Source organism: Undibacterium sp. Dicai25W (assembly GCF_049340505.1).
Classification (GTDB): domain Bacteria; phylum Pseudomonadota; class Gammaproteobacteria; order Burkholderiales; family Burkholderiaceae_D; genus Undibacterium; species Undibacterium jejuense.
Window position 1 is genome coordinate 93792 of sequence record NZ_JBMPOQ010000010.1, and the last position, 19515, is coordinate 113306.

General features: G+C 47.9%; 24 protein-coding genes. 11 read left to right on the forward strand and 13 right to left on the reverse strand.

The annotated features are described in order from the left end of the window. Positions 1-4: 4 nt before the first annotated feature. The 3 genes from ACO0KY_RS12865 to ACO0KY_RS12875 all read left to right on the forward strand — a co-directional run bounded on the left by ACO0KY_RS12865 (position 5) and on the right by ACO0KY_RS12875 (position 1173). Positions 5-265 carry a hypothetical protein gene (locus tag ACO0KY_RS12865; RefSeq protein WP_423046610.1) on the forward strand — a complete coding sequence of 87 codons (261 nt, stop codon included), beginning with the start codon at positions 5-7 and terminating at the stop codon, positions 263-265. Between the two features lie 328 nt (positions 266-593). Beyond that, the gene (locus ACO0KY_RS12870) at positions 594-980 is read left to right on the forward strand and encodes a hypothetical protein (protein ID WP_423046612.1); all 387 of its coding nucleotides are present in this window, start codon (positions 594-596) and stop codon (positions 978-980) included. 1 nt (position 981) lies between these two features. Further along, positions 982-1173: a helix-turn-helix transcriptional regulator gene (locus tag ACO0KY_RS12875; protein ID WP_422990865.1), complete on the forward strand. Its 192-nt coding sequence runs from the start codon at positions 982-984 to the stop codon at positions 1171-1173. Positions 1174-1366: 193 nt separating this feature from the next. Here ACO0KY_RS12875 and ACO0KY_RS12880 read toward each other — a convergent pair whose 3' ends face one another. The 6 genes from ACO0KY_RS12880 to ACO0KY_RS12905 form a co-directional block, all read right to left on the reverse strand. Further along, positions 1367-2248 carry a pirin family protein gene (locus ACO0KY_RS12880; RefSeq protein WP_423046614.1) on the reverse strand — a complete coding sequence of 294 codons (882 nt, stop codon included), beginning with the start codon at positions 2246-2248 and terminating at the stop codon, positions 1367-1369. Beyond that, positions 2241-2660 (reverse strand): OsmC family protein, encoded by a 420-nt coding sequence (locus tag ACO0KY_RS12885; protein ID WP_186913439.1) that lies wholly within the window; start codon positions 2658-2660, stop codon positions 2241-2243. The genes ACO0KY_RS12880 and ACO0KY_RS12885 overlap by 8 nt, the downstream gene beginning before the upstream one ends. A gap of 173 nt (positions 2661-2833) precedes the next feature. Next, positions 2834-3487 (reverse strand): CDGSH iron-sulfur domain-containing protein, encoded by a 654-nt coding sequence (locus ACO0KY_RS12890; RefSeq protein WP_422990863.1) that lies wholly within the window; start codon positions 3485-3487, stop codon positions 2834-2836. A 34-nt stretch (positions 3488-3521) separates the two neighbouring features. Then, complete coding sequence (gene ygiD / locus ACO0KY_RS12895; RefSeq protein ID WP_423046617.1) at positions 3522-4307, reverse strand: 4,5-DOPA dioxygenase extradiol; 786 nt, start codon at positions 4305-4307, stop codon at positions 3522-3524. Positions 4308-4403: 96 nt separating this feature from the next. Further along, a complete protein-coding gene (locus tag ACO0KY_RS12900; RefSeq protein WP_423046619.1) occupies positions 4404-4877 on the reverse strand; it encodes a MoaF-related domain-containing protein in 474 nt (157 codons plus the stop codon). A gap of 98 nt (positions 4878-4975) precedes the next feature. Then, positions 4976-5536: an ester cyclase gene (locus ACO0KY_RS12905; RefSeq protein ID WP_186913435.1), complete on the reverse strand. Its 561-nt coding sequence runs from the start codon at positions 5534-5536 to the stop codon at positions 4976-4978. Between the two features lie 197 nt (positions 5537-5733). On the opposite strand from ACO0KY_RS12905, the gene ACO0KY_RS12910 reads away from it, so the two are divergent. The 3 genes from ACO0KY_RS12910 (at position 5734) to ACO0KY_RS12920 (ending at position 7576) form a co-directional block, all read left to right on the forward strand. Further along, the gene (locus tag ACO0KY_RS12910) at positions 5734-6618 is read left to right on the forward strand and encodes a LysR family transcriptional regulator (RefSeq protein WP_423046621.1); all 885 of its coding nucleotides are present in this window, start codon (positions 5734-5736) and stop codon (positions 6616-6618) included. Positions 6619-6740: 122 nt separating this feature from the next. Beyond that, on the forward strand, positions 6741-7220 hold the full coding sequence (locus ACO0KY_RS12915; RefSeq protein ID WP_423046623.1) for a hotdog fold domain-containing protein: 480 nt from the start codon (positions 6741-6743) through the stop codon (positions 7218-7220). A gap of 110 nt (positions 7221-7330) precedes the next feature. Further along, on the forward strand, positions 7331-7576 hold the full coding sequence (locus ACO0KY_RS12920; RefSeq protein WP_423046625.1) for a hypothetical protein: 246 nt from the start codon (positions 7331-7333) through the stop codon (positions 7574-7576). Positions 7577-7809: 233 nt separating this feature from the next. Here the strand turns inward: ACO0KY_RS12920 and ACO0KY_RS12925 are convergent, their stop codons facing one another. From ACO0KY_RS12925 to ACO0KY_RS12935, 3 genes are all read right to left on the reverse strand, one after another. After that, positions 7810-8046 (reverse strand): nuclear transport factor 2 family protein, encoded by a 237-nt coding sequence (locus ACO0KY_RS12925; RefSeq protein ID WP_423046627.1) that lies wholly within the window; start codon positions 8044-8046, stop codon positions 7810-7812. 95 nt (positions 8047-8141) lie between these two features. After that, complete coding sequence (locus ACO0KY_RS12930; RefSeq protein WP_423046629.1) at positions 8142-8843, reverse strand: DsbA family protein; 702 nt, start codon at positions 8841-8843, stop codon at positions 8142-8144. A 62-nt stretch (positions 8844-8905) separates the two neighbouring features. Next, complete coding sequence (locus ACO0KY_RS12935; RefSeq protein WP_423046632.1) at positions 8906-9790, reverse strand: MBL fold metallo-hydrolase; 885 nt, start codon at positions 9788-9790, stop codon at positions 8906-8908. 140 nt (positions 9791-9930) lie between these two features. On the opposite strand from ACO0KY_RS12935, the gene ACO0KY_RS12940 reads away from it, so the two are divergent. Next, positions 9931-10821, forward strand: coding sequence for a LysR family transcriptional regulator (locus ACO0KY_RS12940; protein ID WP_423046634.1), 891 nt, complete (start codon positions 9931-9933; stop codon positions 10819-10821). Positions 10822-10832: 11 nt separating this feature from the next. On the opposite strand, the gene ACO0KY_RS12945 is transcribed toward ACO0KY_RS12940, so the two are convergent. Together ACO0KY_RS12945 and ACO0KY_RS12950 are read right to left on the reverse strand one after the other, a co-directional pair. Next, positions 10833-11924 carry a M28 family metallopeptidase gene (locus ACO0KY_RS12945; protein ID WP_423046636.1) on the reverse strand — a complete coding sequence of 364 codons (1092 nt, stop codon included), beginning with the start codon at positions 11922-11924 and terminating at the stop codon, positions 10833-10835. Positions 11925-12012: 88 nt separating this feature from the next. Then, positions 12013-12468 (reverse strand): ricin-type beta-trefoil lectin domain protein, encoded by a 456-nt coding sequence (locus ACO0KY_RS12950; RefSeq protein WP_423046638.1) that lies wholly within the window; start codon positions 12466-12468, stop codon positions 12013-12015. Between the two features lie 529 nt (positions 12469-12997). Between ACO0KY_RS12950 and ACO0KY_RS12955 the strand changes: the two genes are divergently transcribed. Further along, entirely contained in the window at positions 12998-13597 is a 600-nt protein-coding gene (locus ACO0KY_RS12955) for a hypothetical protein (RefSeq protein WP_423046640.1), read from the forward strand. Positions 13598-13765: 168 nt separating this feature from the next. On the opposite strand, the gene ACO0KY_RS12960 is transcribed toward ACO0KY_RS12955, so the two are convergent. Then, entirely contained in the window at positions 13766-14662 is an 897-nt protein-coding gene (locus ACO0KY_RS12960) for a LysR family transcriptional regulator (RefSeq protein ID WP_422991028.1), read from the reverse strand. A gap of 110 nt (positions 14663-14772) precedes the next feature. On the opposite strand from ACO0KY_RS12960, the gene ACO0KY_RS12965 reads away from it, so the two are divergent. Beyond that, entirely contained in the window at positions 14773-15375 is a 603-nt protein-coding gene (locus ACO0KY_RS12965; RefSeq protein ID WP_422990849.1) for a short chain dehydrogenase, read from the forward strand. Between the two features lie 55 nt (positions 15376-15430). Here the strand turns inward: ACO0KY_RS12965 and ACO0KY_RS12970 are convergent, their stop codons facing one another. Continuing rightward, complete coding sequence (locus ACO0KY_RS12970; protein WP_423046642.1) at positions 15431-16078, reverse strand: LysE/ArgO family amino acid transporter; 648 nt, start codon at positions 16076-16078, stop codon at positions 15431-15433. A gap of 73 nt (positions 16079-16151) precedes the next feature. Here ACO0KY_RS12970 and ACO0KY_RS12975 point away from each other — a divergent pair, with 73 nt between their 5' ends. Continuing rightward, on the forward strand, positions 16152-17057 hold the full coding sequence (locus ACO0KY_RS12975; protein WP_422990847.1) for a LysR family transcriptional regulator ArgP: 906 nt from the start codon (positions 16152-16154) through the stop codon (positions 17055-17057). Between the two features lie 24 nt (positions 17058-17081). Continuing rightward, entirely contained in the window at positions 17082-19469 is a 2388-nt protein-coding gene (locus tag ACO0KY_RS12980; protein WP_423046645.1) for a DNA polymerase II, read from the forward strand. Positions 19470-19515: the final 46 nt, after the last annotated feature.

The window sequence follows — 19515 nt, forward strand, 5'->3', positions numbered from 1 at the left end:
GCAGATGACGATGCTTACCAGCGTGTTGAAACAAATCGGTAGCGGCAGAATTTTTGCCGCTTTTTTCCTATCTTTGGGTGTGGCGCTGACACAGTCAGTAGGTGCCACTGAAGTAGTCACTACAGCCTTGGATAAAAAAGGCAATCCCATGTCTGACGTGATTGTCTACGCCACTCCTTTACTCGGTACTGTGCCTCCAGTAACCATTCCCACCCTAGCGCCATTTAACCGATCAATAACTTTTTTTGCCAATGCGATCAATTAACCACCGGGATTTCCATCTTTAAAACATTGTTCTTTCATGATGCAGTTGATAAAAATAATTATCTTTAAATTTCAGATGCAAGCAAGCAATGTAAAGGATGCTTGACATTACATTTTTACTGACCTAAGATGTAAAGCATACTTTACATCGAATCGCGACGAAAAGTTTGATGTTAGTATTTGCAGCACTGAAAAGAGCGGCAATTTTTTTTGATCATACATGTCAAGTTCGTTTGACATTACTTCCTTTTGGTACCGTCTATACAAACTCGTTTAGACACAGCTAATTTCGCTCATTTGAACCACTCTTTTGAATATTGGAGGCAACGATGTACGAATCAACAGTCAACAAAATCTATTTCCGGGAATTATTTGGATCTATTGCTATCTATCTTGTCGTGCTATTCACCAGTGTGTGGATTGCAAAAGGCATGCCTGAGGGCGTATTGCGCACACTGATCGCACTCCTCCCAATGATTCCGGTGCTGGCAGCCCTGTGGGCAGTAGTGCGCCATTTCAGACGAATTGATGAATATTTGCGCCAATGGAACTTAGAAAATCTCGCCATGGCTGGCGGTTTAACCGCGATTTTCGGCCTGACTTATGGTTTCATGGAAGGCATAGGTTTTCCACGGTTGAGCATGTTTGTCATTTGGGGTCTTTTCATGGGTGGATGGGGCATCATCGCTTGTTTGCGTAAAAAGTTCGATGCCTGATATGAAAAATATTATCCGCGAACTCCGCACAAATCAGGACTGGAGTCAGGCCAACCTGGCCGATCAGCTTCAGGTTTCAAGACAAACCATCAATGCAATTGAAACCGGTAAATACGACCCCAGTCTGCCGCTTGCCTTTGCCATTGCCAAATTATTTAAGCTACCTTTGGAGAAAATTTTCCAAGTCGAATAATTGGGGTTTGAATACAAAATATTACGTAAGAATCAATGAATATTTCAAAAAACAAAAAGGCTCCGCATTAAAGCGAAGCCTTTTTCAATTACAACGACTGCATGAACACTAACAAGGCCTGTCAGTCAGCATTAGAAAGCGCCGCAAAACGCTGAAGTGCCGCGGTCGCTGCACAGGCGTGGTCGGTTCTTCATTACTCCCGCCACTTCGGTGCCGGAATGCGTTCAGTCTCTCCAGCGATCATGGTAAATTCGTTCGCTTCCCAACGTTTAGCTGCGGCAGCAATGCGGTCACGATCAACAGAAACAAAGTTCCACCACATACGCACTGGTTGTTCCAACGGTGCACCACCCACAACGACAAAGCGTGCGCCATCTTCACCAGCACAAATACTGGTCGCAGCATCTGGTGGCAACACCACCATGTGCTGCGCCGGGATGGTTTCGCCATTCACCACTAGCGCATGCTCTGGACTATATAGCGCCATTTCTGATGCCAATGCAGGTAAGCTCCATATGCCATCGGGTGGCAACTTCACATCCAGATACAACGTGGGCGAACTGGTTTTAATGGGACTTACATGCCCAAATGCGTCACCAAGCAATACTCTGACCACCGCACCGCTGAGTGCTTTGTATTCTGGGATATCTGCCGCGGCTGCATGTTGAAACGATGGCTCTACTTGTTCTAAGGCTGGTGGCAATGCCACCCACAATTGCAGTCCGTGCATACGGCGTGCCTTGCCGCGCTCTTCATCAGTCACACGCTCGCTATGCACCACACCTTTGCCAGCGATCATCCAATTGATGTCACCCGGTGTAATCAATTGCACGCTGCCGATACTGTCGCGATGAACAAAGCTACCTTCGAACAAATAGGTCACCGTCGCCAGGCCGATGTGCGGGTGCGCACCGACATCGCTATTGGTTTCCGGCGCCAGCTCCACTGGCCGTAGATGATCAAAAAACACAAACGGCCCCACTGATCGCTTCACCGCCGCTGGTAACACGCGGCGCACAGTCAGCCCTGGCGCTAACTCAGTAACGTGCCCCTGGATCTGAAGCAAATCAGCCATGTTGGCTTCCATCGACCATCTCAGACTGAATCGATATTTGTCCACTCAGCAGCTTGTGTATCGGGCATTTGTTAGCGATTTCTAACAAGCGTTGACGATCAGCTTCCGGCAGATCACCCTCAATAAAAATCCGGCGCTGCATTTGATAACGCACGGTGCCGCTTTCATCTTTATCTTCCACATGATCCACCGTCACGCGCAGATCTGTGACCGCCATTTGACGACGACGGATATACAACTCCAGAGTCAGCGTCGTGCAAGCAGCCAGTGAAGAATCCAATAAATCGTGCGGATCAGGAGCCAGATCGTGAGAACCGAGAGATTCATCCACGTCCGCATTCCAGACATGACGGCCGTTGGACAGCGTGGTCAATGCGCCATTCGCGCGGTGTAATTTTGCTTCTATCGTCATGACCTGTTCCTTGTTTAGTTTTGCGATTTGTTCTGATTTGTTCTGATTTGTTCTGGTATGCACTTCGTGAATTATTAGCTCATGAAATTGCATCATTGCAATATGATATCTGTTTGTGAATTTTTCAACAGCGTACGTACCAAAACCGTTTAGCAGAACACAAAGACGACAGACTACTCAGCGATAAAACCTGCCGAGTTATGACTACCATCGCAGTACGGTTTGTTTTGAGAGTGTCCGCAGCGGCACAGATAGGTTTCGGACACTTTATTGCACGTACGCCCTGTGCCACTGACCACTTCCAAATTTCCTTTTACCATCAATGGGCCATTTGGAAGCGGTTGCACATTCAAAGCACCATTACGCACTGCCAACGCTTCAAACTGCCCAGTGACTGGTTCGCCCGATGCAACAAAGCCAGCACCTGCATGTGCGCCATCGCAAAACGGCTTATTTTTAGACTGGCCACAACGGCACAACGTCGCACGTGGTGAGGCTTGTGGTGTACCGCGAATTTGCAATTCTGCCTCAATTGCCAATGGACCATTTTCTCGCACGCGCACTGTGTTAACCAACGGAGCGCCATCACTATTGGCACCAACACCTGCACCAGCGGCATTGTGTATCACGCGGATAGCGCCTGACGGACAACTTTTACCTAAATGCATTAACTCTTCGACGGGTTGGGCATCGGGATGTATCCATTCGCCCTGCACGTTTGGCACGAACACATCCGGATGCGACAACACGCAGTTGCGCGAATGAATGCATTTACTGGCATCAAAATGGATAGTAGCCTCACGGCCAACGACGGTTTCTATGCTCATGTTCTGCTCCCTGAAATTAAGCGGTTGTGTCTGATCATTTACCTAGTGCAAAGCTGGTCATGGAGATGGACCCCATGGCGATCCCATCGATAAAGACTTCTGGCTTTTCCCCTGAGGCTGCCGCCAGACCTGCGATGTAGAGTAAAGGAATAAAGTGGTCCGGTGTCGGCACCGCCAGTTTATAGGCCGGGTGATTGAGCAATTGTGCTATGTCCTGAGGTCTCTGCACTATCAGGTTACGGGCTTCATCATCAAATTCCTGTGCCCACGGATAAGATCCGCGCTGCATCAGCCTCAGATTATGAACAACATTGCCGCTGGCAAGTATCAATACACCTTCGTTTCGCAGTGGTGCTAACTTTGCACCAAGTTGCACATGTTCATCAAACGACAGACGAGCATTGATAGAAAGTTGAATAACAGGAACATCTGCTTCAGGAAACATAGGAGCTAAGACCGACCATGCGCCATGATCAAGTCCCCATGTATTCTGATCGAGTCTGACATCCATCGGACTGAGTAATTCTGCTACCCTCCGCGCAAGTAGCGGATTTCCCGGTGCCGGATACAACATCTCCGAGAGTGCTGGTGGAAAACCATAAAAGTCGTGAATCGTATTCGGCTGCGGCATCGCAGTGACCGCAATATGGTCAATATACCAATGTGCAGAAATGACGAGTATCGCTTTCGGTTTTGGTATGCGCTGAGCGAAGCCCGCCCAAGCCTGCGTAAACTGGTTATTCTCTAATGCGTTCATTGGTGAGCCATGCCCAATAAATGCTGCTGGCATCATCGCTATGTCATGATTTTGCGTTGTCATCAATGCTTTCTCAGGTCATCAATACTATAAAAGCCTGATAAAACTCAGAGATCGAGTTTTATCAGGCTGTTCTCAATGAGTGTAGTCTAGTTTTCTTTATTTGACTGTGGCAGGTGCTAACTCTATCGTGCCAACGTGCAATTCACCGTGACGGCCATTGGCGTCTTGCCAGGTCCAGAATGCTTTGAGTGTGTTCGTGTTCAAGTCCAACACGTGGCTGACGGTCGTACCAGACTTTTCAACCCAGCTCACAAAATGAAGGTCTTGACTTACTTCTGTCGCCATTAAAGTAACTTCTTCAGTACTGACGGGCATGCCTTCCAGCACTTCATAGCGCATCTTTGTACCGTCGGCGCTGTAGGTGTTGCGGAAAACAACGCCATTGTCGAGACGCACCAGATAAACCTTACCGCGATAGCTGATGTTGTTCATGGTATTCACTTTTTGCTGATTATTTTTTTCTACGTTGCTGGATGAGCTTGTGGTTTGTGCTGTTGTTGCAACTGCAACTGTCATTAAGGCGATTACGGCAGCAATTTTCTTCAATGTGTTCGATACGTTAGAAATCATCATTTTTCTATAACAAATTCGTTTTCTACATAGCGGGCTAAAAAAGCCCGCTATGAGCCCTTACTTTGAGGCAGCTTAGACTTCGCTTTTTACTAACTTTATTGCGCCAAACCGATTTGCTTCAACAAAGCCTGGTTATCCCACATCAACCATTCTTCATCCATGACGCTGCCGTTCCAGTGACCAATCGTGACCATGGTGAGTTTGAAAGATTTACCCGTTGCAGGGATTGTTTTACCTTCACCGATAGGCATAGGCTGTGAAAATGTGCCCTCCACCACGCCTTGTACCGCAGTCCACTCACCCGATGCAATACGGATCGGGTGCTCATGGATGCTGGTATTTGGCGCAAAAATAAACATTGGTTTCAGTTCTTCGATGTGTGCTGGAATACCTTTTGTCGTGTGACCGTCTGGATAATGCACAACGATGTCTTTAGCATGGCTCTTGCTGAGCTGATCCCATTTTTGACCCGTATAGACATTGAAATCCAAGTCATCAAAATTTTCCAAGTTCACTTTTTCGTGTTGCTTGGTATTTTTAATTTCAGCCAACTGACGTTTCATGGATTCAATATCAGCGGCAGATTGTGCGGAAGCGGTCGCGCTGACGGCCAAAGCAGCGAGGGACAATAACAATGATGGGATAGATTTTTTCATTTCAAAATTCCTGTAGGGGTAATTGGAATTAATAAGCAAATTGACACATTTTGTGTGTACAAAAATGCCTTTAATATTTTTTTGTATCGATTCGATTTGAGGCAACACAAATTGAAAGTGCGGCATTGTAAAAGTTTGTTAAATTTTTCGGTAGATGGTAAAGTTGGGAATTACTGTGCAGAAATATGGACAATGATATGGATTTCGATTCCATCACCGTCTTCGTCAAAATTGTAGAAGTTGGCAGTATTTCCAAGGCGGCAAGATTAATGGGTATGCCGAAAACCACTGTCAGCGCTAAACTAGCCGCTCTGGAAAAACGGCTCAAAGTCAGCCTGATCCAAAGAACGACGCGTCAACTTCATGTCACTGAAGCTGGCAAGCAGTTTTTTCAGCATTGTGCGAATGCCGTCCGGGAAGTGGAAATGGGTGAGGCAGTATTGCAGTCATTACAAGCAAAGCCATCTGGCGTACTAAAAATCACCACACCTGTCGACATAGGGCACACGGTACTACCCGTCATTACCAGTGCTTTTCTGGATAAATACCCAGATGTCACTGTGGATCTGGTGATCACTAATCAAAAAATAGATTTGCTACAAGAGGGTATTGACTTAGCAATTCGGGTCGGCGTGCTCAAAGATTCAACCATGATTGCCAAACACTTTTTTGATTTACATAATTGTCTGTTGGCTGCACCTGCTTATTTGAAGCAATTGGAAAAAATCACGCGTCCACAAGATTTGCTGAACGCCACTTTTATCGGCCAAAAGGGAATAGAAAAACTAAAACTGACCAAAGATAAATTAAAAGTAGAAATACCGCTCAATTGCCGCGTCTTCGCTAACGACGTAGAGACCGCAAAATCACTGGCAATGAACGGCGTGGGAATAGGATGGCTTCCTAGCTTTGTTACCATCGACGCCATTGAAAACGGACAATTGGTACCTGTTTTACCTGAATGGAAATTAGAAGCTGCGGTCGCATTTCATTTTGTGTACCCGGGCCATCGATACACGTCACCCAATGTACATGCGTTTATTCAAACAGCACTCGATGTTTTTCCAGTCGGCAGTTTATAAAATCTGGATTTGTGCAACCCGCATAGTGATTGCGTTGACAGAGACTTGGCGGGTGACCCCGCCCTACTTCACTTAACTACCAGAATATCCAAAAGAAATTTATTTATAATCCAGGAAAGAAAATGAGCAAGACAATGAATACGTTAAAGTTATGGCAGCGCTGTGCTTCTACATTGGGTGGCAAATGGCTCTTCGCAAAGATGTTGTGTTTCAAAGCGCCGTATTTCAGCAGCATTAGTCCACAGTTCGTGGAACTAAGACCAGAGTACTGCAAAGTACGAATCAACAAACGTCGCGCCGTACTCAACCATATTGGAACAGTACATGCTATCGCAATGTGCAACATGGCGGAATTAGCTGGTGGAACCATGACAGAGGTGACAGTGCCAGCAACCCATCGTTGGATTCCAAAGGGAATGACCGTCGAATATCTTAAAAAAGCCAGCAGTGATCTGGTCGCCATCGCGACGCCTGTGAAGGCAAATGATTGGTCGGAGGCTGGCGAGTATAAAGTCAGAGTAGATGTGTTGGACGACATGAACGATCTGGTATTTCAGGCCATCATCACGATGTGGGTATCTGCGAAAAAGACCATTTCCTAAAATACAAAGTGCGGGGGAAACCAGGGCTGTGATTACGTTTGCAGGGATCTGGACGGTTGCACCCACCCTTATGATTTAATTTAATCAACGATGTTGCTGAAAATAGTTTTATGAATATTCTTCTGACTGTTCTTACTGATCTGCGTTCAGGCCGCTGGACCGAAGCGCACAATCTTGTGCAACAAGATCATTCTCTGATGGGGGCTTGGCTACACGGGATCGTGCATATTCAGGAAGGCGATCTGGAAGATGCCGAGTATTGGTATGGCAACGCGCAACGCAACTTCCGCGAGCGCGGCACGCTGCAACAGGAAATGGAAAAATTTGAGGCAGAGCTCAAAGCGCAAGCCGAATAATTTTAGCGGTACGTTGGCTTTATCAATGAACAGGCAGGGCGAGTGCAACCCTCCCCGCACAGCCGTTTCTACGTACCTTATTTCACCAATGCTTGTTGCACCATGTGGCTATCCACGTATTGCTGCATGCGTAAAATCTTACCGTCTGCAAAAATATAAAGATGTGCAAAGGACGCCGTCATCGCTTTGCCCGTCGCTTTATAGGTACCGGAATAAACGCCAAAGACGGCGATTTAATTTCCTTGTTCCAGGTATTGTCTGGCTTCGGCGCGGTAATCTATCCATTCAGTCGCCAATCGCTGAAAAACATTGGCGATAATAGCGTCTGACCCGACATACGTTCCGGCATACGGAAACCCTGCTGCCTCAGTCCATTCAGCATTTGGTGCTAACACTGAGAGGAGTCGGGTTACGTTGTCACCGGATGCACCTTCGTAGGTGGATTTAAGAACGTCAAGATTGGAACGCATTAGCTGCTCCTTTTATTTTTTATATGTTTGCTTTGACTTCAGTAAACGCATCGGCTGAAGTCAAAACGGAGATCAAAACTGAAACGTACTGGTCTTTATATTGAACAGCCATCGATATTGCAAGCCAACCCATTGACAAGCGATTCAGCATCGTTATTGCTGACTGCGAAGTTGCTCAAATACGCTATCCATTCAGTGGTGTGTCCAAGCCATTTACCCAGGTCGATTCGCTCAAATATGCCATCAGCATGTTCCAATGCCAGCGTAGGGAAACCCTGACCACCAACACGCGCCAGCAATTCTCTGCTCTTGGTGAAATGCTTTTGGGTTTCAACACCATCCAACCGCACATATGCTGCGGTAAATTCAGTCACATCTAAGCCCATCTCTTTTGCGATGTTTTGCAGAACCTCGATTTCAGCGATACGCAGACCGTGAACGTAATGCGCAATTTGAAGCTGCTTGAGCATATCCAGACCACGACCAGCTAATTGCTCTGCCGCCAGAATGGCTGTACTTGGTGGTGCAGAATTCAATACGACGCTGCTATCGCGCAGTAAACCATCAAGATAATCTTTACCAAAAACCTGACCAGTCAATTGCGCAATGCGTTCATCGCTGGCAACAATGTAATTACGTAATTGCGTTGTCACCGGGCGACGATTCATACCGGTCATCATCCCCCCGGCATGAAACACCAGCTTCAGGCCGGGGATAGTACGTGCCGCCGAAATAAGTGGCGCGGCACCGTAACACCAACCGCATACTGGATCGAAAATATAGTGTAGCTGAGTCATTCTTTTTCCTTTTTTGTTATTTCGGCGAACGTATTACGCAGTGCTATCTAACCGCACTTAAATTACTGAGGCCACTTCATGTCGCCTTTGATGACCTTGGCACTGATATCCAAAGAAGCAGGTAAGCCAGCTTGTGGGAAACGTGCTTTCATCGCTTCGACCAATGCTGTTGAGTCTTTCGCTTTTGTCGCTTCTTCCTCAAACGCTTTGACATAGTCACTGGTATAGGTCACTGCAGCTAAGCCTGCTGGAGCAGCACCCAAAAAATGGCCTGGAACAACCGTTGCTGGCTTCAACGCTGCGATTTCTGTCAACGTTGCTTGCCATTCTTTGCGCGATTCTGCTGTTTGTGTATCAGCCATCCAGACATGGATACCATTACCGACAACAACGCCTCCAGCCACCGTTTTCAGAGAAGGAATCCACAGATAACTACGGTCAGGGCTAGGTCCTTTAAGACCTTTAATCGCTATGGTTTTGCCTTCGAGGTTCAGATGGTCTGCTTTCAATACTTGTGGCAGTACCAATTTTTGCGGCGCATTGTCTTTCAAAATCGGGCCCCAATATGCTTTTTTACCTTCCATATTGGCCTTGATCGCGGCAACGGTTTGCGGTGTCGCAACGATTTTTGCATCAGGGAATGCTGCCTGAATTACATCCAGACCGAAGTAATAGTCAGGATCGCTGTGGCTGACATACACGGTACTGAGTTTTTTACCGCTTTGTTTAATCTGCTGCACCAGTTGTTCGGCATCATTACGCTGAAATTGCGCATCGATCAGAATCGCATCATGTGCGCCGCTAACGATCACCGACGAAACCGGGAATATCGCTTTTTCGCCAGGGTTATATACCTGCAATTGCAAAGGTTGAGCAGCGTGCGCAGTCATTGCGGCAACGCTTAAGCTGATGGCGGACAGTGCAGTAGTGAGCTTACGAATAGTCATAAAATTCCTCTTAGTAGTTATTAAAAACGGGAGAAGCAAGTGTTGAGGACTGAATCATAATTGCTTCCAATTGTTTTATAAACAGCCTAAAATGAAATGAATTATTGCGTCAATCGATCAAATAAACAGGAATTTTCAATATGGACCGCATCATTGCTGCGCAAGTGTTTGTCACTATTGCTGAACGCGGTAGTTTGAGTAGCGCTGCCGAATTGCTCGATATGTCACGTGCAATGGTGACGCGCTATCTGGCTGAGATGGAGAATTGGTCAGGTACGCGACTCTTTCATCGCACGACGCGGCGCATTAATCTGACCTCCGCTGGTGAAGCAACGCTGGTACGTTGTCGCGACATACTGGCACTGGCAGAACAAATGTCAGCCGTCTCGAATACCGAAAAAGATGAACCACGCGGCATCTTGCGCATTGCCTGTTCGCAAGCGCTCGCGCAAGATTCGCTCTCCGCAGCCATTGCGGCTTATTTAAGGCAATACCCACGCACCGCTGTCGAGCTGCGCGTAGATAACCGCACTGTCAATTTGGTCGAGGATCGCATTGATCTGGCAATACGCATCACCAATCAGCTTGATCCAGGTTTGATCGCGCGGCGACTTGGTGATTGCCCTTCAGTGATCTGCGCATCACCTGCGTATCTAAAGGAACATGGCATTCCTAAAAATGCCGAAGATCTGGCGGTACACAATTGCCTGACGTATTCTTACTTCGGCAAAAATTTATGGAATTTTGAACGCGCAGGCGAACCACTCAGCGTGCCCGTGAGTGGCAATTTCAGTGCCAATGATTCTGTCGTGATATTGAGAGCCGCGTTGGAAGGCGCTGGTATTGCCATGCAGCCAGTGATGTCTGCTGCACCCTACATCGCCAGCGGTCAGCTGGTTGCATTGGTGCCGAAGGATAAGCCGATCACCTTAGGAATTCATGGCGTGTATATGTCGCGCCAGAATCAAGCTTTGATTATGCGTAGCATGTTGGATTTTTTGACGCAGTGGTTTGCGTCAACAAAAACTTGATAGATGAGAATTTATTCAGGCTTGATATGTACTTGCGGATCCTGATCGACTTTTCTTAAGAACTCAAAAATCGTGTTTGTAAAAATAGCAGCCGGTGCGAAGCGCACGGTTTCCCATGTATCCGTCGTTTTATGATAAGTCGGAATTCCCGCAGCGATACCAAACACACGGTTATTGATTCCAATTTTCGCAAAGGGACCTGTATCGTAGGAATAAGAATTTTTATTTTCTCGCTGATACTTATGTGAATAATCATCCTCATCGTCATTGCGACCGTTATAGACTTCTTCAAACCAGGTCTGAGCGTATTCATTTAATTCAGATTGAGAAAACCTTCCCCATTTGTCGTAACCCTGACCGATCATATCAATGGTAATCATGAGGACAATATTTTTGTTAGGATAGCGTGGCAACGGGTTCGCAACATGGTACATCGACCCCATTTCATGCTGCTCTTCTGCGCCATAGGCAACGAACATTAAAGTCCGCTTGTTAGGCTTATTTTCTGCCTTAAATTTGACAAAGGCACGCGCCAATTCCAGGGTCGCAGCTAAGCCCGACAAATCATCATTTGCCCCCGGATAATGGATACCATCAGGCGTACGTCCAAGGTGGTCACGATGAGCGCTGACGATAATAATTTCTTTGGATAAGAGCGGATCTGTCCCGGGAAGAACACCGATGACGTTGCTGGTTAGCATACGTTCGCCAAAGAGTGGATTCTCCGGATTGCCATGGCTTTCACCATCTGGTTCAGCAATCGTTGTATTGAAATTTTGCAGATAGCCGTTCGTACCTGCTGGTTGCAAACCAATTTTTTTGAATTCATTTACTACCATGTCAATCGAAAGCTGATCACCATGAGTGCCTGGCAGACGACCTTCATATTTTTCGCTTGCTAATTCTTTGACAAAGTCACTCATTCTTTGATCGTCAATCAAGGAATTACTTTCCGCGACTTGCGTACCGGAAGTCAATTTTTTCCCGGTTGGATTGAATGAATCAGATTGATTGAACCCAACTGCATACATGCTGACGGCAAGCGTTCCGATGGCGGCAATAGCTAGCAAACATCGTGTTTGCCACCGTGAGGTAAATTCCATCCTGTTCCTATTTTTAAAATCGAAAGTGCGATACCAAAAATGAAGCGACCCACATCAGCAACGCAGCTGAATGTGGGTCTAAAGATTCTTATCGCACTAAAACCCAACTTTGCGCATTAGTTCGATTGCATTCCCACAATTGCACGCGCGTGCCATCATTCGTATCAGCGTTATCCACGTCCAGACATTTGCCTGCAATACCGCGCAGTTCACCGTTGGCATAGAACCAGCGCTGGGCATCGGTTCCATTGCATTCATACAATTGGATACGTGTGCCATCCGCAGTGCCTGCATTGTCTACATCTAAACACTTACCACCGGGTCCGCGGATTTCACCGGTGCTCTGGTAGTAAACCCAATTCTGCGCAGAAGTGCCATTGCATTCCCATATTTGCACTTTCGCACCATCGTAAGCCCGATTTTGTGCCACATCAAGGCACTTACCTGCGATACCGCGAATTTGCCCGGCACTTGCCATCGACGGAGCGCCAATCGCGAAGAGGGTGACAAAAATAAATGCGATCGTTGTTACTAGCTTTTTCATCGTTTTCATCCTTCCTGAAATAACATGCATTAACACCATCAGATACAGAATTACAGAATCTAAGGGAACTTTTATTAACAAAAAACAACCAAGACATGTAGAAAAAATTATGACAAATCACCTTTTATTCGCACAGGAAAAAATTGGTGGCAGCGCCATAAACGTAATTGCCTGGAATAAGACCTATCGCCAACGAAGACTATTGAGATGCGGATAAACTACTTTTGTTTCACCCTGGGATGTTTCTGACCTTGGATAAAACAAGGTAAAACGCACCAAACTTTGCTTGATTGGCCACCGAAATGTAACGTTACAAAAATACATATAACGTTACAGCGACGGAATATAGCATATAAATATATGAAAGATACAAGAAAATAGCTGATTTTATCTTTAACCATATCAAAAATGGCAAGATTTTGACTTCATCAAAAATTGCTAAGATGGGTGCAAATTGCGCAGCGTTTGCCTTCACGAGATTTGGCGATGATAGCGACCCTACTCCATTGAAAAAATTTCGACACTATCGATGACTGTCCATTTGCTATCTACGAGGTATCAACAAAGAACGACGAACGGACGTCTCGCCACCGGCGTTCTGATATCGGTCAGCATCCAGGTCATTGCCTGGTATTTACTCGTCTCACCACAGCTCAGATTGCAAGGTGAAATGCATCGCCCATTATTGCAGCCATTGACCTTACAAATCATTCCAACAGCGCCTCCACAGCCGCCCACCTCTACGGTGTCGCAGCAGCGTATTCATTCGGGAAAAAAGTTACTTCCAACGCACACCAAAGCGTCTTCAGAAACGGCTACAAAAATCTCAGAACCGTCCTCTTCTTCACAAACCATGCCGACAGTGCAGCAAGCGGAAATCCTGGATCTGGAAACACTAAAAGAAGCCGTCCGCACACATCCATTTGAATATAGAGAAAAAGAAGCACAGCGAGAATCAAAGCGAGAGACAGTCACTTCTGATACGGTAAGCCGGTCAATAGAAAAAGCAGCGCGTCCTAAGTGCGATAAAGATTACACGCCCCAATTGGGCGGCGTGAAATTTCAAAATTTATTAAAAATTCCTTTTCTGATGAAAGGCGCTGTGTCAGATAGTGGTTGCAAGTGGTGAGTAATTCCATCGGCATCGATAAAATGAATTTTTCGTGGCACTTCTGATGCCTTAAACGCGCTTGAACTAGCTTGAACGACAAAGAACAGACGCAAGTCTGGTTTAGTCCCGACACTGCCCGATAACATGCTCAGAGACAGAGACCTGCGTTGGTTAAGTAAAAAAAATCTACGGCAAGCGTATCGCCGGACCAAAGCGCTCCAAAATGAAATCAATAAAGCTGGTCATCTTAGGTGTCGCCTGACGATCACGTGGGTAGACCAAATGCATGGGTCGCGCAGCGGGAACATAATCTTTCAGGATAGGTACCAAGCGTTTGGCCGCAATATCCTGTGCCAGCAACACCTCTGCCTGCATCACAATGCCAAAGCCGTGCAAAGCTGCCATACGAAGTGCCTGACCATTGTTCGAGCGAAAACGTGCTGGTGGTACCAGATGAGCATTCGTACGAGCTTTTAAGCGCCAACGCACGTTGTGTGGCCAATCCATAAACTCCAGACATTCATGATCAACCAACTCATCTGGTGTGCGTGGCTTTCCGAAGCGCTTCAAATAAGCTGGCGAAGCGCAGATGACCATCGCATAAGGAAACAAAGTCCGCGCCACCAAACCGGAGTCTTCCAGTTTGCCAATCCGGATCGCCGCATCGTAACCCTCTTCGACGATATCCACCATTCTGTCATTGAGCGACAGATCGAGCGAGACATCCGGATACAAAGTCAGAAAATCGGTCATGGCGGGGCCTAGCCATTCGCTGCCAAATGACACTGGCGCCGTGATTTTTAGCCGTCCACGCGGGCTGGTACGCATTGCTTCAGCTCCGCGCTCGGCTGTTTGAATTTGCGTCAGAATTGCGCGGCATTGTTCTACATATTGCACACCGATTTCAGTCAGACTTTGACGGCGTGTAGTACGTGTCAAAAGACGTGCACCAAGCAGTTCTTCCAACTGATTGATATGTTTGCCGACCATCACTGGCGAAATCTCAAATGCCTTAGCCGCTGCCGAAAAACTACCGGCATCAACTACTGCCACAAATATCTCCATACTGCGTAGCTTATCCATGATTGCTAACTCCTGGTTAGTAATGATCTTCATTCTAGCTCATTTATTCCTGCCCGTACCGAGTGCATACTGAGCGCTCGTTATTCGTTATCACACACAGGAGTCCCAGCATGAAAAAAATTATCCTTATCGGTGCCAATGGCACCATCGGAAAGTCCATCGCCGCAGAATTAAGCAAGCGCCATGAAATCATTGGCGTTGGCACTCATAGCGGCGAGTATCAAGCCGACATCAGCGATCTAGCGCAGGTACGTGCGTTGTTTGAAAAAACCGGCAAAGTAGATGCTGTGGTCGTAGCTGCCGGTGCAGTGCATTTCGCACCACTCGCTGAGTTTAGTCCTGAGAATTACTACCTTGGCATACACAGCAAACTCATGGGACAAGTCAACGTCGCGTTGGTGGCACAAGAGATGCTCAATGACGGTGGTTCGATCACATTAACCAGTGGCATTCTCTCGGAACAGCCCATTGTGGGCGGCAGTGGAGCCAGCCTTGCGAACGCTGGCGTAGAAGGTTTTGTGCGCGGTGCTGCGATTGAACTCAGACGTGGTCTGCGCATCAATGTGGTAAGTCCAAACGTACTGGAAGAATCGATGGATGTGTATGGCGACTTCTTTCGCGGGTTCGAACCAGTGCCTGCACGCCGGGTCGCTTTGGCATACAGTCGCAGCGTGGAAGGTGCGCAAACCGGGCAAATTTATCAGGTATGGTAAGTAAATGTGGCGGGTCACACCCGCCTTGCCAGACCATGAAATCGAAACAAGCGCTTCATACAAAGAATGTATGCCGTAATAATAAAATCGCCAGCAACCACATCGTCACACCGATTAATCCGTCCAGAATTTGCCAGGCTTTAGGACGAGCGAACCAAGGCGCTAACCAGCGGGCGCCAAACCCCAGCATGCTGAACCACAACAGGCTCGCACAACATGCACCGGTAACAAACCAAGGGCGTAGCGCGGGGGCTTGCTGGGCGCCGATACTCCCAAGCAATAACACGGTATCCAGATAGACATGAGGATTAAGCAAAGTAAATCCGGCAGCTTGCAGAATGACTGCTGCCAGCTTGCCTTGCGCACCTGACTCAGCGGGACGTAACTGATGCGATTGCTGCGCCCGGCGTAAAGCTTGCCAACCATACGTCGCCAAAAATGCTGCACCAGCCAGAGACAGTGCTTTGGTAATCATCGGGCGCTCACCCAATGCTTGCGCCATCCCAAACACCCCGGCAGCGATCAACAGCGCATCTGCCATTGCACAAAACAAAACGATACTGGCAACATATTCGCGCAGTAGACCCTGGCGCAAAACAAAGGCGTTTTGCGCACCAATAGCAATGATCAGGCCCAGACTGAGCACCAGCCCCTGGGTAAATGCTGGCGCGATGCCAGAAAATGAAGAAATAAGATGTGTCATACCATCAGCTTGCATCTGGCACAAAATGAAGTCAAACTACGTTTTCTTCATCCAATTAAGCAAAACTAATCTTATGCTGGACTATGCTTCACTTGCTGTGTTGTCTGCCGTGGTTCGCGAGGGTAGCTTTGAACGGGCGGCACGAACACTGCATGTCACGCCTTCAGCAGTATCGCAACGCATACGATTGTTGGAAGAATTTATTGGCGGTGCGTTGATCATCCGCGGTCAGCCTTGTATTGCGACAGAAACCGGACGCCGTTTATGTCAGCATGTAGACCAGGTCCGATTGCTGGAACATGAATTACAAAAATCGGTACCAACAGTAATGAGTTCCGGCCAGGAAGCGCCGAGCCGCGTGCCTTTGCCTATCGCAGTCAACGCGGATAGTCTTGCTACGTGGTTTGCGCCCGCCATGTCGGCTTTTGCTGCTACCGCACCGGTGTTGATGGATGTGGCCGTTGATGACCAGGACCATACGGCGGAATGGTTGCGCACTGGCACCGTGCTGGCGGCAGTCACGAGCAGCGCCCAAGCGGCATCGGGCTGCAATAGCCGCTCATTAGGCGCGATGCGTTATCTGGCGGCTGCCAGCCCGGAGTTTATCGAGCGTTATTTTCGTAAAGGTGTTAATGCTGCTAGTTTGGCGCAAGCACCTAGCCTGGTGTTTAATAGCAAAGACGAACTACAAACGCGCTGGGTGCGCAGGCTTTGCCATCGCCACGTTGAATTACCACGGCATACACTACCAGCCGCCCATGCGTTTGTCGCTGCTGCGGTTGCGGGTATGGGTTGGGGTCTGCATCCGCAAGCGATGATCCAAGACCATTTGCGGGTGGGCACATTGGTAGAACTGGTTCCTGACACACCTTTAGACGTGCCACTATACTGGCAACAAGCACGCTCTGCATCCTCATTACTGGATGGTCTGACCCGTGCGGTAATGAACGCTGCAAGTTCAACACTTTTACAGCCTTAACACCAGCACCACCGGAAATTACGCATGACCGAGCTTCAACCAGGATTTATTCTCACACGCCATTGGCGCGATACTGCTGCGGGGACAGAGATAGAATTCTGGCTAACCAGCGACCGGGGACCACGGCGCTTACGCTTACAGCATCAACCTTCGGTGGCATTTATCCCCGCCGAGCAACGCGAACGAGCAGAGTTCATCCTACGCAGCCAGACTCAACATGAACGAAGGCAGGCAGAACTGCGCGAACTATCCCTGAAAGATTTTCAGCAGCGCCCTGTGCTGGGATTATATTGCCAGCAATACCGACATTTGAGTACCTTGGAACGCCGCCTGCGGCAAGGTGGCGTGGACGTGTATGAGGCCGATATTTTCCCGCCCGACCGCTATCTGATGGAACGTTTTATCACCGCGCCCGTGCTATTCTACGATCAACAACATCATGCAGGTGAAGTCTTAAGCGGAGACCTCAAGCCCGCCACCGATTATCGCCCGCAGCTACGACTAGTGTCGCTCGATATCGAAACCAGCGTGCATGGCGACTTGTATTCGATTGCTTTAGAAGGGTGCGGTCAGCGTCAGGTCTATATGCTGGGCCCTGCGAATGGCGAAGATGATGCAGCGGTAAAAATCGATTTTGCACTTGAATATTGCGACACGCGCACCGACTTGCTGGAGAGACTCAACAGCTGGATCGCAACCCATGATCCTGATGCCATCATCGGCTGGAATCTGGTGCAATTTGACCTGCGCATTTTGCAGCAACATGCAGAACAATACCGGATACCTCTACGACTCGGACGCGACGGCAGCGTCATGGAATGGCGCAAGCACAACCGGCAAGATCATTACTTTGCCGGCATTGCCGGGCGTCTGGTCATTGATGGCATCGAAGCACTGAAATCTGCAACCTGGAATTTTGCGTCATTTAGTCTGGAATTCGTTTCGCAAACACTGTTGGGCGAAGGTAAAGCCAGTGACAATCCCTACCAACGCATGGATGAAATCCAGCGTCGTTTTGATGAAGACAAACCGGCATTAGCCAAGTACAACCTCAAAGACTGTGAACTGGTGACACGGATTTTTGCTAAAACCGAATTGATCTCGTTTTTACTGGAACGCGCAACAGTCACCGGTTTAGCAGCAGATCGTAGCGGTGGTTCAGTGGCGGCATTCACACATCGTTATCTGCCGTTGATGCATCGTCAAGGATATGTCGCACCGAATATTGGCGACATCCACGGTGAACCGAGCCCCGGCGGCTTTGTGATGAACTCGCAGCCGGGCTTGTACGATTCGGTGCTGGTACTTGATTACAAGAGCCTTTATCCGTCGATCATTCGCAGCTTTTTGATTGACCCTGTGGGCTTGATTGAAGGCGTCAACAATCCTGATGACGAAGCCTCGGTACCTGGATTTATCGGTGCCCGTTTTTCCAGAAATAAGCATTGTTTGCCATCGATAGTGACTCAGATCTGGCAAGCACGTGATGTCGCCAAACGCGAACGTAACGCACCATTATCACAAGCACTAAAGATCATCATGAATTCATTTTATGGTGTACTTGGCTCGACCGGTTGTCGCTTCTTTGATCCGCGACTCGCTTCGTCTATCACCATGCGCGGCCATCAAATTATGCACCAGACCCGCAAGTTGATTGAGCAAAAGGGCTATGTCGTCATTTATGGCGATACCGATTCGACCTTTGTCTGGCTTAAAGAAGCACGTAGCGAAGAAGATGCAACACAGATAGGAAAAACCTTAGTTACGCACATTAACAATTGGTGGAAAGAGCATCTGCAATCGCAGTTCAAACTGACGAGTGCCTTAGAAATTCAATTCGAACGACACTACAGTCGCTTCTTCATGCCGACAATACGTGGCACCGAAGAAGGCAGTAAAAAGCGCTATGCCGGTTTATCCATTCTTGCCGATGGCAGCGATGATGTAGTCTACAAAGGCTTAGAAACCGTACGTTCTGATTGGACACCGCTGGCACAAGAATTTCAACAAACACTGTACGGAAAAATCTTCAGACGACAGCCATATAAAGAATTTTTGCGCGACTATGTAGAGCGCACCTTGCGCGGCGAATTTGATCAGGCGTTGGTCTACCGCAAACGCCTACGCCGCCCTTTGGCAGACTACCAGCGTAACGTCCCGCCGCATGTGCGCGCGGCACGCATCGCTGACGACTACAATCTGCAACGTGGCCGCCCGTTGCAATATCAACATGGTGGCTGGATCAGTTACGTCATCACCCGTAACGGACCAGAACCGCTAGAAATCAGGCAAGCGGCAATTGATTACGAACATTACATTTCCAACCAGCTCAGGCCAATTGCTGATGCGATTCTTCCTTTGCTGGATGATAGTTTTGATGCGCTGATCAGCCGTCAACAACAATTATTTTGAGAAACAAACACGTCTCCAATGCCAGCGACTGATAGCCTACATCCGT

Bases quoted from the DNA above. Each gene is read 5' to 3' on its own strand.
- ACO0KY_RS12935 (WP_423046632.1), bottom strand. From the start codon at position 9,790: ATGACTATTCGTAAGCTCACTACTGCACTGTCCGCCATCAGCTTAAGC.
- ACO0KY_RS12875 (WP_422990865.1), top strand. From the start codon at position 982: ATGAAAAATATTATCCGCGAACTCCGCACAAATCAGGACTGGAGTCAG.
- ACO0KY_RS12975 (WP_422990847.1), top strand. From the start codon at position 16,152: ATGCTGGACTATGCTTCACTTGCTGTGTTGTCTGCCGTGGTTCGCGAG.
- ygiD (WP_423046617.1), bottom strand. From the start codon at position 4,307: ATGACAACGCAAAATCATGACATAGCGATGATGCCAGCAGCATTTATT.
- ACO0KY_RS12905 (WP_186913435.1), bottom strand. From the start codon at position 5,536: ATGAAAAAATCTATCCCATCATTGTTATTGTCCCTCGCTGCTTTGGCC.
- ACO0KY_RS12865 (WP_423046610.1), top strand. From the start codon at position 5: ATGACGATGCTTACCAGCGTGTTGAAACAAATCGGTAGCGGCAGAATT.
- ACO0KY_RS12950 (WP_423046638.1), bottom strand. From the start codon at position 12,468: ATGAAAAAGCTAGTAACAACGATCGCATTTATTTTTGTCACCCTCTTC.
- ACO0KY_RS12980 (WP_423046645.1), top strand. From the start codon at position 17,082: ATGACCGAGCTTCAACCAGGATTTATTCTCACACGCCATTGGCGCGAT.
- ACO0KY_RS12910 (WP_423046621.1), top strand. From the start codon at position 5,734: ATGGATTTCGATTCCATCACCGTCTTCGTCAAAATTGTAGAAGTTGGC.
- ACO0KY_RS12885 (WP_186913439.1), bottom strand. From the start codon at position 2,660: ATGACGATAGAAGCAAAATTACACCGCGCGAATGGCGCATTGACCACG.
- ACO0KY_RS12890 (WP_422990863.1), bottom strand. From the start codon at position 3,487: ATGAGCATAGAAACCGTCGTTGGCCGTGAGGCTACTATCCATTTTGAT.
- ACO0KY_RS12960 (WP_422991028.1), bottom strand. From the start codon at position 14,662: ATGGATAAGCTACGCAGTATGGAGATATTTGTGGCAGTAGTTGATGCC.
- ACO0KY_RS12930 (WP_423046629.1), bottom strand. From the start codon at position 8,843: ATGACTCAGCTACACTATATTTTCGATCCAGTATGCGGTTGGTGTTAC.
- ACO0KY_RS12880 (WP_423046614.1), bottom strand. From the start codon at position 2,248: ATGGCTGATTTGCTTCAGATCCAGGGGCACGTTACTGAGTTAGCGCCA.
- ACO0KY_RS12955 (WP_423046640.1), top strand. From the start codon at position 12,998: ATGACTGTCCATTTGCTATCTACGAGGTATCAACAAAGAACGACGAAC.
- ACO0KY_RS12945 (WP_423046636.1), bottom strand. From the start codon at position 11,924: ATGGAATTTACCTCACGGTGGCAAACACGATGTTTGCTAGCTATTGCC.
- ACO0KY_RS12965 (WP_422990849.1), top strand. From the start codon at position 14,773: ATGAAAAAAATTATCCTTATCGGTGCCAATGGCACCATCGGAAAGTCC.
- ACO0KY_RS12870 (WP_423046612.1), top strand. From the start codon at position 594: ATGTACGAATCAACAGTCAACAAAATCTATTTCCGGGAATTATTTGGA.
- ACO0KY_RS12940 (WP_423046634.1), top strand. From the start codon at position 9,931: ATGGACCGCATCATTGCTGCGCAAGTGTTTGTCACTATTGCTGAACGC.
- ACO0KY_RS12900 (WP_423046619.1), bottom strand. From the start codon at position 4,877: ATGATTTCTAACGTATCGAACACATTGAAGAAAATTGCTGCCGTAATC.
- ACO0KY_RS12925 (WP_423046627.1), bottom strand. From the start codon at position 8,046: ATGCGTTCCAATCTTGACGTTCTTAAATCCACCTACGAAGGTGCATCC.
- ACO0KY_RS12920 (WP_423046625.1), top strand. From the start codon at position 7,331: ATGAATATTCTTCTGACTGTTCTTACTGATCTGCGTTCAGGCCGCTGG.
- ACO0KY_RS12915 (WP_423046623.1), top strand. From the start codon at position 6,741: ATGAGCAAGACAATGAATACGTTAAAGTTATGGCAGCGCTGTGCTTCT.
- ACO0KY_RS12970 (WP_423046642.1), bottom strand. From the start codon at position 16,078: ATGACACATCTTATTTCTTCATTTTCTGGCATCGCGCCAGCATTTACC.